General features: G+C 71.8%; 11 protein-coding genes and 1 pseudogene. 6 read left to right on the plus strand and 6 right to left on the minus strand.

Features of this window, described 5'->3' with window-relative positions:
• Positions 1-2: 2 nt before the first annotated feature.
• Positions 3-1787 (minus strand): proteasome ATPase, encoded by a 1785-nt coding sequence (arc, locus tag ABZT87_RS27015; protein ID WP_266242043.1) that lies wholly within the window; start codon positions 1785-1787, stop codon positions 3-5.
• Positions 1788-1965: 178 nt separating this feature from the next.
• On the opposite strand from arc, the gene ABZT87_RS27020 reads away from it, so the two are divergent.
• Positions 1966-2259 carry a ferredoxin gene (locus tag ABZT87_RS27020; protein ID WP_039908212.1) on the plus strand — a complete coding sequence of 98 codons (294 nt, stop codon included), beginning with the start codon at positions 1966-1968 and terminating at the stop codon, positions 2257-2259.
• Between the two features lie 59 nt (positions 2260-2318).
• Here the strand turns inward: ABZT87_RS27020 and ABZT87_RS27025 are convergent, their stop codons facing one another.
• Genes ABZT87_RS27025 through ABZT87_RS27035 form a run of 3 tightly spaced genes read right to left on the minus strand, consistent with a single transcriptional unit; the run spans position 2319 to position 4976 of the window.
• On the minus strand, positions 2319-2891 hold the full coding sequence (locus ABZT87_RS27025) for a hypothetical protein (RefSeq protein WP_007459901.1): 573 nt from the start codon (positions 2889-2891) through the stop codon (positions 2319-2321).
• A 28-nt stretch (positions 2892-2919) separates the two neighbouring features.
• Complete coding sequence (locus ABZT87_RS27030; RefSeq protein WP_354862397.1) at positions 2920-3873, minus strand: tRNA (adenine-N1)-methyltransferase; 954 nt, start codon at positions 3871-3873, stop codon at positions 2920-2922.
• Between the two features lie 44 nt (positions 3874-3917).
• Positions 3918-4976 (minus strand): site-2 protease family protein, encoded by a 1059-nt coding sequence (locus ABZT87_RS27035; protein ID WP_354862398.1) that lies wholly within the window; start codon positions 4974-4976, stop codon positions 3918-3920.
• 173 nt (positions 4977-5149) lie between these two features.
• Here ABZT87_RS27035 and ABZT87_RS27040 point away from each other — a divergent pair, with 173 nt between their 5' ends.
• The 4 genes from ABZT87_RS27040 to ABZT87_RS27055 all read left to right on the plus strand — a co-directional run bounded on the left by ABZT87_RS27040 (position 5150) and on the right by ABZT87_RS27055 (position 10578).
• Positions 5150-6064: a PD-(D/E)XK nuclease family protein gene (locus ABZT87_RS27040; RefSeq protein ID WP_354862387.1), complete on the plus strand. Its 915-nt coding sequence runs from the start codon at positions 5150-5152 to the stop codon at positions 6062-6064.
• 150 nt (positions 6065-6214) lie between these two features.
• Positions 6215-6901 carry a response regulator transcription factor gene (locus ABZT87_RS27045; protein ID WP_355139073.1) on the plus strand — a complete coding sequence of 229 codons (687 nt, stop codon included), beginning with the start codon at positions 6215-6217 and terminating at the stop codon, positions 6899-6901.
• A 354-nt stretch (positions 6902-7255) separates the two neighbouring features.
• The gene (locus ABZT87_RS27050) at positions 7256-8023 is read left to right on the plus strand and encodes an ABC transporter ATP-binding protein (RefSeq protein ID WP_234581947.1); all 768 of its coding nucleotides are present in this window, start codon (positions 7256-7258) and stop codon (positions 8021-8023) included.
• Entirely contained in the window at positions 8023-10578 is a 2556-nt protein-coding gene (locus ABZT87_RS27055; RefSeq protein WP_355139075.1) for an FtsX-like permease family protein, read from the plus strand. Before ABZT87_RS27050 ends, ABZT87_RS27055 begins: the two co-directional genes overlap by 1 nt.
• Positions 10579-10645: 67 nt before the next feature.
• On the opposite strand, the gene ABZT87_RS27060 is transcribed toward ABZT87_RS27055, so the two are convergent.
• Positions 10646-11296 (minus strand): HAD family phosphatase, encoded by a 651-nt coding sequence (locus ABZT87_RS27060; RefSeq protein WP_355139091.1) that lies wholly within the window; start codon positions 11294-11296, stop codon positions 10646-10648.
• Positions 11297-11417: 121 nt separating this feature from the next.
• Positions 11418-12206 (minus strand): annotated as a pseudogene (locus ABZT87_RS27065) (neutral zinc metallopeptidase); the annotation flags it as partial.
• Positions 12207-12370: 164 nt separating this feature from the next.
• Between ABZT87_RS27065 and ABZT87_RS27070 the strand changes: the two are divergent.
• Positions 12371-12760 carry a hypothetical protein gene (locus tag ABZT87_RS27070; RefSeq protein WP_355139077.1) on the plus strand — a complete coding sequence of 130 codons (390 nt, stop codon included), beginning with the start codon at positions 12371-12373 and terminating at the stop codon, positions 12758-12760.
• The last annotated feature ends 325 nt before the right edge of the window (positions 12761-13085 follow it).

Genomic DNA, 13085 nt, shown 5'->3' on the forward strand with positions numbered 1-13085 from the left:
CGTCAGAGGTACTGGCCGGTGTTGCTGGCGGTCTCGATGGACCGGCCGGCCTCGGCGCCCTTGCCGCCGGAGACGAGCGTGCGGATGTAGACGATCCGCTCGCCCTTCTTGCCGGAGATGCGGGCCCAGTCGTCGGGGTTGGTGGTGTTGGGCAGGTCCTCGTTCTCGCGGAACTCGTCGACACAGGCGTCGAGCAGGTGCTGCAGGCGCAGGCCCTTGCGACCGGAGGTGAGGAACTCCTTGATGGCCATCTTCTTGCTCCGGTCGACGATGTTCTGGATCATCGCGCCGGAGTTGAAGTCCTTGAAGTAGAGGACTTCCTTGTCACCGTTGGCGTAGGTGACTTCGAGGAAGCGGTTCTCCTCGGTTTCGGAGTACATCCGCAGCACCACGGCGTCGATCATCGCGGCGACGGTGGCCTGGGGGTCGGCTCCGTGTTCGGCGAGGTCGTCCGGGTGCAGCGGGAGCCCGGAGAGGATGTACTTGGAGAAGATGTCCTTCGCCGCCTCGGCGTCCGGTCGCTCGATCTTGATTTTCACGTCGAGCCGACCGGGGCGCAGGATCGCCGGGTCGATCATGTCTTCCCGGTTGGAGGCGCCGATGACGATGACGTTCTCCAGGCCCTCCACGCCGTCGATCTCACTGAGCAGCTGCGGGACGATCGTGTTCTCCACGTCGGAGGAGACGCCGGAGCCGCGGGTCCGGAAGATCGAGTCCATCTCGTCGAAGAACACGATCACCGGGGTGCCCTCGCCGGCCTTCTCCCGAGCCCGCTGAAAGATCAGCCGGATGTGCCGCTCGGTCTCGCCGACGTACTTGTTGAGCAGCTCCGGGCCCTTGATGTTGAGGAAGAAGCTGGTGTGCTTCTCCTTGCCCTGGCGCTCGGCGATCTTCTTGGCCAGCGAGTTGGCCACCGCCTTGGCGATCAGCGTCTTGCCGCAGCCGGGCGGGCCGTAGAGCAGGATGCCCTTGGGCGGGCGGAGCTGGTGCTCGCGGAACAGGTCCGCGTGCAGGAACGGCAGCTCCACCGCGTCGCGGATCTGCTCGATCTGCGACTGGAGGCCACCGATGTCGCCGTAGTCGACGTCGGGCACCTCCTCCAGGACCAGCTCCTCGACCTCGCTCTTCGGGATCCGCTCGTACGCGTACGCCGAGCGGGGCTCGATCATGAGCGAGTCGCCGGCCCGGATCGCCGAGCCGATGAGCGTCTCGGCGAGGTGCACGATGCGCTCCTCGTCGGAGTGGGAGACCACCAGCGCCCGGTCGCCCGGCCCGCCGTTCGGTCCCTCCAGGATCTCCTTGAGCATCACGACCTCACCGACCCGCTCGTACCCGAACGCGTCGACGATGTTGAGCGCGTCGTTGAGCAGGACCTCCTGGCCGCGGCGCAGTTCGTCCACGTCCAGTGAGGGCGAGACGGCGACCCGCAGCTTGCGGCCGCCGGTGAAGACGTCCACCGTCCCGTCGTCGTGCTTGGCCAGGAAGACTCCGTAGCCACTCGGCGGCTGCGCGAGCCGGTCGATCTCCTCCTTGAGCGTGACGATCTGCGTGCGAGCCTCCTTGAGGGTGCTCACCAGCCGGTCGTTGTTCTCGGTCAGCCGCGCCAACTGTGCCTGGGTGGCCGCCAGCCGCTCTTCGAGCTGCCGGACGTGTCGGGGGCTTTCGGTCAACTTCCGCCGCACCAGGGCGAGTTCCTCCTGAAGGAACGCGACCTGCGTGGAGAGATCGTGGGCTTCCTTCTCCCACCGTGCGGCGCGCGAGTCCGCGTCGTCGCTGCGTGCTGCCACGTCCCACCTCCCCGGGGGGCTTGAACGTTCTGACCTAACACTAGCCGCTATGAGCCCGATTCGGTCCCACGCAACACCCTCGTCACCGAACCTTGATCGCCAAGGGTGGCCTGGCGGGCCGGTACGGGCGTTCGGGTACCGTCGGAGGCTGGTACGGGAGAACATGGGGGGTGCACCGGTGGCCGAGGTCGCGACCGACCAGTTGCAGGTCTGGGTGGACCAGGATCTCTGCACGGGTGACGGGCTCTGCGTGCAGTACGCGCCGGAGGTGTTCGAGTTCGACATCGACGGCCTGGCGTACGTCAAGGGCGTCGACGGTGAGCTGCGGATGGCGCCGGGCAGCCGGGTGGACGTGCCCGCGCACCTGCGCCTCGAAGTGATCGACTCCGCGAAGGAGTGCCCGGGCGACTGCATCCACGTGGTGCGTGGCGACGGCGTCGAGGTCGCCGGCCCGGACGCCGAGGACGACTGAGCCGGGCGCCGGCGTCGCGCGGTCCGCGCGACGCCGGCTCGATCCGACCCTGGGGCGGCTCAGAGCATCGGGCGGCCGACCACCGACGCCACCAGCCGGGCGAACTCCTCCAACCGGGCGATCTGCCCGGCGCCGCCGTCGTCGAGGGTCTTGCCGAAGCGCAGCGCGTCGTGCCGGGGCGTACCCGCCATCTCCTCGCTCGGCGGGGCCTCGTCCAACGAGGTGAGCAGCAGGTAGACGTCGATGCTGTCGACTCGGATCTCGCCGCTGTCCGAGCGGTTGAGCCGCCGCCGGCAGCCCACCTCGGTGACCGTGGAGACCGGCACGACCCGCAGGGACGACGTCATCGACCCCGGCGGCCCCTCCCCCGGCGGCACGTCCTCGCCGTGCCAGAGGATCAGCCGGCTGCCGTCGCAGACGACGACCTCCTGCCACACGCCGTTGACCTCGTTGACGAAGCGTTCCAGGGTGAAGCCGAGCACCGAGGCGCCGCGCAGCACCCCGCCGAGCGCCTCCAGGGCGACGTCCGGGTCGCGCAGATAGGCCCGCGCCGCCGACTCCAGGTCCTGGTAGGGCGACCAGTCCGGAAACACGGCGGGCAGGTCGCCGCCGCCGTAACCCGGTCGGCTCATGCCGCCGCCTCCCCCCGCTCGCCGATGGTCACGGCCTGTCCATCTCCCCCGTCGCGTCGGGCTGCGCGCCGGCGGCCCGGACAGCGGCCGCCTGCCGGGCCGCCTCGGCCTCGCGCAGGTCCTGCCGGCGCTGCGCGTACGCCTCGGTGCCCTTGCTGGGCTTGCGGCGGCGCGGCGGCGCGGTGACGCCCGGGGCGAGCTTGCGCGCGGAGACCAGGAACGCGGTGTGCGCGATCATCCGGTGGTCGGGGCGGACGGCGAGGCCCTCGGCGTGCCAGTCGCGCACCAGCGACTCCCAGGCGCGGGGCTCGGTCCAGCCGCCGCGCTCACGCAGCGCCTCGACGAGTTCGGAGAGCTGGGGGGTGGTGGCCACGTAGCCGATGAACACGCCGCCGGGCACCAGCGCCCGCTCGACCATGTCGAGGGTCTCCCAGGGGGTGAGCATGTCCAGGATGATCCGGTCGAAGCCGGTCTCCTGGCACTGTGCGACGTCGCCGACGTGCAGGTGCCAGGAGGGGTGCGGCCCGTTGAAGAACGCCTCGACGTTGCGCTTGGCGATCTGGGCGAAGTCGTCGCGCAGCTCGAACGAGTGCAACTCCCCCTCGGTGCCGACCGCGCGCAGCAGCGAGCAGCTGAGCGCGCCGGAGCCGGCGCCGGCCTCGAGGACCTTCGCGCCGGGGAAGATGTCGCCCATCGCGACGATCTGCGCCGAGTCCTTCGGGTAGATCACCTGGGCGCCGCGCGGCATGGACAGCACGTAGTCCGAGAGCAGCGGGCGCAGCGCCAGGAAGGCGGTGCCGCCGCCGGAGGTGGTCACCACGCTGCCGTCGGGCAGCCCGATCAGCGCGTCGTGGGCCAGGATGCCGCGGTGGGTGTGGAACTCCTTGCCGGGCTCCAGCGTCACGGTGTGCATCCGCCCCTTGGGGTCGGTCAGCTGCACCCGGTCGCCGGGCCGGAACGGGCCACGGTGCACGGGTGTCAGCGCCGGGCTGGCGGGGTCGGCGGCGACGGTGGAGGGAGTTGCGGTCACGATGTCATCTTCCGGTTGGGTTCGAGGAGCTGTGCCAGGTCCCCGATGTGCAGAATGCCGACGACATCTTCGCCTGACGTCACCACGTACTGCGCGCCCGGGTGGGTCTGCACGGCCTCCATCACCCGTTCGCCGTCCAGCCCGACCGGGAGGGTGGGGAGCCCGGCCAGTGCGCGGGCGACGGCGTCCACCGCCAGCCAGGGGCGGCGCTCGGCGGGGACGGCCGCGGCGGCGGCCGGGTCGACCAGCGCCACGGGGTGGCCGGTGGAGTCGGTGACCAGCAGCGCGGCGGTGGGCTGCCCGCCCTCGGCGCGGCGGCGCTGGGCCTCGGACAGCGGCGTGCCGGTGGGCACCGGCCAGATCGGCCGCGCCAGTCGGGACAGGTCGATAAGCGGGAACCGCCGGCTGACCCGCGCGGCGCGGATCGACTGCCCGGCGCCGCGCCAGAGCGTGACGGCGACCAGCAGCATCAGCGGCAGCGCCACCGGCGCCAGAAAGTCGGTCAGGGTCAGTAGTCCGACCAGGGCGGCGGTGCCGACGGCGACGACGCGGCCCGCCCAGCCGGCGACCTCGGTGCCGCGGTGCCGGTCGCGGGTCAGGCCCCACACGGCGGCGCGCAGGGCACGCCCGCCGTCCAGCGGCAGCCCGGGGAGGATGTTGAACAGCGCGACGATGACGTTGCTCAGGGCGAGCTGGAAGGCGAGCTGGTGGGCCACGGTGCCCGGGGGCAGGGCCAGGGTGGCGGCGACCGCGAGGACGCCGAGCACCGCGGAGACCGCCGGGCCGGCCAGCGACACCAGCAGGTCGACCTTGGGTGTCGGGGCGTCCCGGTCCATCTCGGTGTACCCGCCGAGCAGTTCCAGGGTGATCCCGCGCACACCGATGCCGTAGCGGCGGGCGGTGAGCGCGTGACCCAGCTCGTGCAGCAGCACCGAGCCGAGCAGTGACACCACGAACCCGAAGCCGATCAGATAGCCGCTGACCTGCGGCAGGTCCAGTTGCCGGCGGGCGAACTCGGCGTAGAGCACGGCGACCAGCACGGCGAGCAGGAGCATCGAGGCGTTGAGGTGCAGCGGCACCCCGAGCACCCGGCCCACGCTCAGACCGGGTCGCCGGTCGGACCGACGCGGCGGCCGGGATGTCTGCTCCATCGCACCGATGCTACGGACCGGCCCGGCGTGGGGCGGGCGGCGGGCGGTGTCACACCGGTGCCCTAACCTTTGCGGACATGACGGCGGAACCGGTCACCACCCCCCAGTCCTCCTCCCCGGCGCAGACACCGCCGACGGTGCGGGCCTCGCTGTCCCCGTCGCGGGCGGCGGATTTCAAGACCTGCCCGCTGCTCTACCGGTTCCGCAGCATCGACCGGCTGCCGGAGCGGACGACAGTCGAGCAGGCCCGGGGCACGCTGGTGCACGCGGTGCTGGAGCGGCTGTTCGACCTGCCCGCGCAGGCCCGCACGCCGGCCGCGGCCGGCGACCTGGTGGCCCCGCAGTGGGACCGGCTGGTCACCGAGCAGCCGGAGCTGGCCGGGATCTTCGACGGCGCCGAGCCGGCCGGCCCGGTGGAGTTCCTGCGCTCCGCGGCGGGGCTGCTGGAGGGCTACTTCGCCGTGGAGGATCCGACCCGGCTGGAGCCGGCCGAACGGGAGAGCCTGATCTCGGCGGTCGTCGACGAGGAGCTGCTGATCCGGGGCTATCTCGACCGGCTCGACGTCGCCCCGGACGGCGCGCTGCGGGTGGTCGACTACAAGACCGGCGGCGCGCCCCGGGAGGCGTTCGAGGCGCGGGCGCTGTTCCAGCTGAAGTTCTACGCGCTGGTGCTGTGGCGCACCCGGGGGGTGGTGCCCCGGGTGCTGCGCCTGCTCTACTTGCGCGACGCCGAGGTGTTGGATTACACCCCCGACGCCGACGAGTTGGTCCGCTTCGAGCGCACGGTGGTGGCGTTGTGGCGGGCGATCGAGCAGGCCACCGCCCGACAGGATTTCCGACCCCGTCCGAGCAGGTTGTGCGACTGGTGCAGTCACCAGGCCCTCTGCCCCACCTTCGGCGGCACTCCGCCGCCGTTCCCCGTCGCGGCGGCGAACGCCGATCCGCTGCGTGACGCCCGCTCCGCTCCGGTGGTGCCCGGCGCCGACGAGTGAGGGCCGCGGCGGGCTTTCGGACCCGACCGCGACGGTGCCGCGTCGGTCGGGACACCGCGGCCGGCGGGCCTCTACCGTGGTCCACGACGCGCCGGTCGGGTACGCGACGATGACCGGTGTGGGCGCGACGGCGAGGGGACGGGAGACGTGATGGCCGATCGGGTTGCCTCGGCGCGGCCGGTACGGATCCTGCTCGCCGACGACCAGCCGCTGCTGCGCACGGGCTTCCGGATGGTGCTGGGCGCCGAGGGTGACCTGGACGTGGTGGCGGAGGCCGGCGACGGCGTGGAGGCGGTGGAGCTGTCCCGGCGACTGCTGCCCGACGTCGTGCTGATGGACATCCGGATGCCCCGCATGGACGGGGTGGCGGCGACCCGGGCGATCGTCGACTCCCGCCTGCCGGTGCGGGTGCTGGTGCTGACCACGTTCGACCTCGACGAGTATGTGGTGGGGGCGCTGCGCGCGGGCGCCAGCGGGTTCCTGGCCAAGGACGTACCAGCCGAGGAGCTGATCGCGGCGATCCGCACGGTGGCCGGCGGGGACGCGGTGGTCGCGCCGCGGATCCTGCGGCGGCTGCTGGAGCGCTTCGCCGACCTGCTGCCGGACCCGGCGGCGACGCCGTCGGCGACGCTCAGCGCGCTCACCGACCGGGAACGCGAGGTGCTGGTACAGGTGGCCCGGGGGTTGTCCAACGCCGAGATCGCCGCGGTGCTGTCGGTCAGCGAGACCACCGTCAAGACCCACGTCGGGCACGTGCTGACCAAGCTGCGGCTGCGCGACCGGGTGCAGGCGGTCGTGCTGGCGTACGAGTCGGGTCTGGTCCGCCCGCGGGCGTAGCGGACGCGCGGCGGCTACCCCACCCGGCGTACTCGAAGATCCCTCCGTGGGGGGACGGCCCCGTTGCCGTGCTCACCTACCGTGACCGTAGACGGCTCGGCGCGGTTGACCCTCCTGTGGCCAACGGGGGACGTGTCGTGTCCGGCGGTGTTTCGCCGGTCGGGAAACCTGTCGATCGGCGGCCGGGTCAGGGGCAACCCTGATGCGGCATGGGGGTGCACCCGCAGCGGGAAATCCGCGCCGGGTCCCCCCAGGGGCGGACGGGACGGGCGCGAGCAGCGCCGATGATTGAACGGTCACGCCGGACCATCGGGGGGCGGCGTGAGATTCGGACAGACGGAAGAGGTAGATGACGTGACCGCGACGGTAGGCCAGCAGGCGCAGGCCGCGGCCCGGGCGAACGACGTGTGGAAGGTGTACGGCAGCGGCGAGGCCCAGGTCATCGCGCTGCGGGGGGTCAGCGCGGAGTTCGAACGTGGCCGCTTCACCGCGATCATGGGCCCGTCGGGTTCCGGCAAGTCGACGCTGATGCACTGCCTGGCCGGTCTGGACTCGGTGACCCGGGGGACGGTGTCGATCGGTGCGACGACGGTCACCGGTCTGGGCGACTCGGGGCTGACGAAGTTGCGCCGAGACAAGGTGGGCTTCATCTTCCAGCAGTTCAACCTGCTGCCGACGCTCACCGCGAAGGAGAACATCCTGCTGCCGTTGTCGATCGCCGGTCGCAAGCCGGACCCGGCCTGGTACGACACGGTGATCAAGACGGTGGGCCTGCAGGACCGGTTGGACCACCGGCCGGCGCAGCTCTCCGGCGGTCAGCAGCAGCGGGTGGCGTGCGCGCGGGCGCTGGTCTCCCGCCCCGACGTGATCTTCGCTGACGAGCCGACCGGCAACCTGGACTCGCGCTCCGGCGCGGAGGTGCTCGGCTTCCTGCGCAACTCGGTGCGTGAGCACGGCCAGACCATCGTCATGGTCACCCACGACCCGACGGCCGCCGCGTACGCCGATCGGGTGGTCTTCCTCGCCGACGGGCAGATCGTCTCGGAGTTGATCGAGCCGACCGCCGACACGGTGCTGGACACCATGAAGAAGCTGGACACTCCGGCCGAGGTGGGCAACTGATGTTCCGGGCGACACTCAAGAGTCTGCTGGCCCGCAAGGTCCGGCTGATCCTGTCCGGGCTGGCGGTGGTGCTCGGGGTCATGTTCGTCTCCGGCGCGTTCGTGCTGACCGACACGCTGGGCCGCTCCTTCGACTCGGTCTTCGCCGACGGGTTCTCCGAGATCGACGTGAACGTCGCGGCGAAGCCGAAGGTGCAGGTCGACGAGATGGAGGGCGAGCAGACCGCCACTCCGCTGCCGGCCGCCGTGGTGGACCGGGTCAAGCAGGTGCCGGGGGTGGCCTCGGCGACCGGCATCGTCAACGCCGACGGCGCCCGGGTGATCGGCAGCAACGGCAAGGTGATCACCTCGTTCGGTCCGCCGCAGTTGGGCGAGAACTGGACCGGCGAGAGCGACCTGATGCGGCTGCGGGAGGGGCGCGCGCCGCAGGCCGAGGACGAGATCGTGGTCAACAAGGCGTTGGCCACCACGGCGAAGGTGCGCGTCGGTCAGAAGGTCGGCGTGCTCACCGCGTTCGAGTCCAAGAAGCGGGAGTTCACCCTGGTCGGCATCCTCGGTTACAGCGGTGACCGGGACTCGATCGGCGGGGTCAACGAGGTCTTCTTCACCACGCCGGTGGCGCAGCGGCTGATGCTGGGCGAGCCGGACACGTTCAGCAGCATCACACTGCGCGCCGCCGACGGCGTCTCGGACGAGAGGCTGCGCGACGACGTGGCCCGGACCCTGGGCGCGGACTACGAGGTGAAGACCGGCGAGCAGGTGGCCGCGGACGCCTCGGCCAGCCTGAAGGAGGGCCTGTCCTTCTTCAACAAGATCCTGCTCGGCTTCGCCGCGGTGGCGCTGCTGGTGGGCACCTTCCTCATCCTCAACACCTTCTCGATCATCGTGGCGCAGCGGACCCGGGAGCTGGCGCTGATGCGCGCCATCGGCGCCAGCGGCCGGCAGATCATCGGTTCGGTGGTGCTGGAGGCCATCGCGGTCGGGTTGATCGCGTCGGTGCTCGGCCTGGCGGCCGGCATCGGTGTGGGGGCGCTGCTGGCGTTCCTGTTCGGCAAGTTGGCCGGTGGGCTGACCCTGGCCGGGATCGGCGTGCCGGCGGCCGCGGTGATCGGTTCCTTCGGCGTCGGTCTGGTGATCACCGTGGTGGCGGCGCTGCTGCCGGCGCTGCGGGCATCCCGGATCCCGCCGATCGCCGCCATGCAGGACGTGGCGACCCCGGACCGGCCGCTGACCAAGGTCACGGTGGCCGGGTCGGTGGTCACCGGCATCGGCGCGCTGCTGCTCTTCTTGGGGCTCAGCGGCAACGCGGGTGGTCAGACCCTGGCCACCATCCTGGGTGGGGTGCTGTTCGCCTTCATCGGCGTGGCGCTGCTGACCCCGCTGATCAGTCGGCCGGTGGTGAGCCTGCTCGGCGCGATCTTCTCCTGGTCGGTGCCGGGCAAGCTGGGCCGGCTGAACTCGGGGCGCAACCCGCGCCGCACGGCGATCACCGCGGCCGCGCTGATGGTCGGCATCGCGCTGGTCACCGGCGTCACGGTGATTCTCGATTCGGCCAAGGGCAGCATCAGCGCCCTCGCCCAGGACACCATCAAGGCCGAGCTGGTGATCTCCGGCCAGCAGGGTGGGCCGCGTCCGCCGAGCTTCGACCCGGGTGTGCTGGACCGGGCCAAGGCCCTGCCCGGCGTGCAGATGGTCGACGGCGAGTACGGCGACATGGCCAGGATCAACGGCGAGGGCACCTGGGTGGCGGCGAGCAGCGACGTCGCGTCGCTGCGGCAGATCTTCGGGGCGAAGGCCACCGCCGGTGACATCGACCGGCTCGGGCCGACCCAGATGCTCGCCAGCTCCGACACCGCCAAGTCCCGTGGCTGGTCGGTCGGCTCGACGGTGAACGTGCAGCTGACCCGGGGCGAGGCCCGGACGTACACGATCAGCGGCATCTACGAGTCGTCGCAGCTGACCAACCCGGTGACGTTGCCGGCGACCGCGGCGAAGGACTTCGCCATCCCGCAGCCCATCCAGGGCTTCATCCAGCTGGCGGCAGGCGCCCGGGTGGCCGACGTGCAGCCGCAGGTGGAGGCGCTGCTCGCGGACAGTCCCGAGGTGTCGGTGGCCGACCGGGACGCGTTCATCAAGCAGCAGACCGGTCAGCTCGACGGGCTGCTCACGATGATCCAGATCCTGCTGGCGCTGGCCATCGTCATCGCCGTCCTGGGCATCATCAACACCCTCGCGTTGTCGGTGCTGGAGCGGACCCGCGAGCTGGGCCTGTTGCGGGCCATCGGCCTGCGGCGCGGGCAGACCATGGGCATGATCACCGTCGAAGCGGTGGTGATCTCCGTGTTCGGCGCGCTGCTGGGCGTGGCGGTCGGCAGCGGCCTCGGCGCCGCCGTGGTCGAGGCGCTCAAGGACGAGGGCATCACCGACCTGATCCTGCCGTGGGGCCAGATGGGCGTCTTCCTCGGTCTCGCCGCGATCATCGGGGTGGTGGCCGCGGTGCTCCCCGCCGTGCGGGCGGCCCGGATCAACGTCCTGGGCGCGATCGCCCACGACTGACGCCAGACCGAGAGAAGGGGGGCCCCGCAACGGCGGGGTCCCCCTTCTTCGTCAGGCCACGTTTTCGTCAGGCCGCGGCCCGGTCGGCCAGCAGGGCCGCGAGCACCTCCAGGTCCACGCCCGTCAGGCTCTCCACCTGGTGTACGCCGGTCCTGTCGGGCAACGGCACCTCGGCGGGTACGGCCAGCACGGCCGCGCCGGAGGCGAGCGCGCTGGCCACCCCGGTCGGTGAGTCCTCGATCGCCACACACCGCTCGATCGGCACGCCGAGCAGCCGCGCGGCGGTCAGGTAGGGCTCCGGGTGGGGCTTGGCCGCGACCACCTCGTCGCCGGCGACCACCACGTCGAAGGTGTCCCGACCCAGGGTGTCCAGGGCGATCTCGACGAGGGCCCGAGGGCTGGAGGTGACCAGCGCGGTGGGGATTCCCGCCGCGCGGACCGCGTGCAACAGCTCGAACGCCCCCGGCCGCCAGGGCAGACCGCCCCGGAACAGCTCCAGGATCCGGGCGTTGATCCACGCCGCGCTGATCTCGGGGTCCCGTTCGGGCTGCCCCAGGTCGTCGTGCAGGATGCGCATCGACTCGGCCATGGCGGTGCCGATGATCGACCGGCGGGCGTCGGCGGAGAGGTCACCGCCGTACTCGCGCGCCAATTCCTGCAGCGCGACGTCCCACAGCTTCTCGCTGTCGACAAGCGTGCCGTCCATGTCGAAGAGCACGGCGGCGGGGTGTTGGCTGCTCAGCGGATCCTCCAGGGTCGTGGGCGACACCGGCGATCCTGCCAGCACGACCCGTGGCCGGTGGCGGCAACGGGCGTCGGGGTGATCCGGGCAACCCCGCTCAGCCCAGGTCGCACTCCTTCAGCGAGCGCTCGTAGCCGCGGAAGAACATGTCGGTGCGCTGCTCGGCGGTGCCGTGCGCGCCCTCGGCGAACCACGGCTGGTCGGGGTCGTCGCCGACGGCCGCCACCCCCTCCCGGAACTCGTCCAGGTCGCCCTCCGCGAGGGTCAGGTCGCCGGAGCGCACCGAGTCGCCGAGGTACGCCCCCGCCATGCAGTCGGCCTGCAACTCCTGCTGGATGGTGAAGCTGTAGTTGATGCCGAGGCGCACCTGGATGCCGTGGGCGTACTCGTGGCCGAGCAGGTAGAACACGAACGCGTCACCGACCTCGCGGAACGCGGCCACCGACCAGGCGACGTCGTACGCGATGAAGTCGCCCTGCGAGCAGTAGACCGCGTTGTTGCGGGGCAGCGGCTGCCCGCCGCAGGAGACCTCGCCGGCCCGCTGGTACGGGGTGACCCTCCGGATGGGTTGGAAGCGTTTCCCGGACGCCTTGAACTGGGCCGTCCAGTAGCGCTCGGCGACCGCCTGCGCGTCGGCGACGTCCTGCTTGAACTCGGCCACGCTGGTGGTGCTGTCGGCGCGGGTGGTGCTCGGCCCCGGCGAGGCGGCCGGCGGGTTCGCCCCCGGGCGTTCGCCCTCCGGCTCGGCCAGCCCACCGCCGGCGCAGGCGAGCGACACCAGCGCGGCGACCACCAGGCCCGCCAGGGGTCCCCGGGCGTCGCGTCCTGACCATGCCCCCACTGTGCCTCCCAGACATCGGCGCTCCCGCTGCGCAGTACCCCGACGGTACGACCGCCACGCTCACCGGATTCACGCACCACCGGGCCGGACGGTTCACGCTCAGGCCGGCCGGGCGGCTTGACCCTCGGACCGACGCGGCGGCTTGACCCCCGGCCGGCCGGGCGGTTCACGCGGCCGGTGCCGGGCCGCCACAATGGCCCGGGGGGCGGATGTGGCCGTCCGGTGAGGAGGGCGACGTGCACGTGCTGGGCAGCCGCCGACGAAGCCAGCCGGCCCCCGCGCATGTCGTGTGGCGGTCGCTGCGTGACCCGTACGAGGCTGGCAGTCGTCCGTGGCTGGAGTTGCGCGACGACGAGGTGCCGCCCCGGGTGGTGGCGGGCTACGCACCGGTGCTGCTGGTGTGGTCGTCGCTGTGGCCGCACCGGCCGCTGGACCGGATCCGCTTCGACGTGACGCACGGCTTGCCCGGCGGGGACTGCACGCTGCGCTGGACCCTGACCACCGAGGCGGACCTACCGAGCGAGAGCACCCTCGGCTACCTGCGGCACCGCCTCAACTACCTGATCAACAACCGCCTCCGCCTCTCCTACGGCCAGTGACCCCTCAGCCGCCCGACTCGCGGCCACGTTGCCACGTCCCGCCCTGGTCCCCGTTCCGCTCCGCCTCGTACCGCTGCTGCCTGGCGCGAGCGTCCCGGCCGGCGGCGAGGTCGTCACCCGAAGCCAGCCGCCCCCGTCCCCGCCGCGCCACGACTCCGACCGCCAGTCCCGCCACCGCAACGAAAACCCCAGCGACCACCCACACCACCGTCATGTCCGCCAATCTAGGCGGGACTGTGGATCTAACGGTGTTTCCGGCCTGACCTGCCAGGCGTTGTGCCTGGTGAGGAGGGTGCCGTGATGACCGCGACACAGAACGATGTGA

Origin of the sequence: Micromonospora sp. NPDC005237 (assembly GCF_040607775.1) — a bacterium.
GTDB lineage: Bacteria > Actinomycetota > Actinomycetes > Mycobacteriales > Micromonosporaceae > Micromonospora.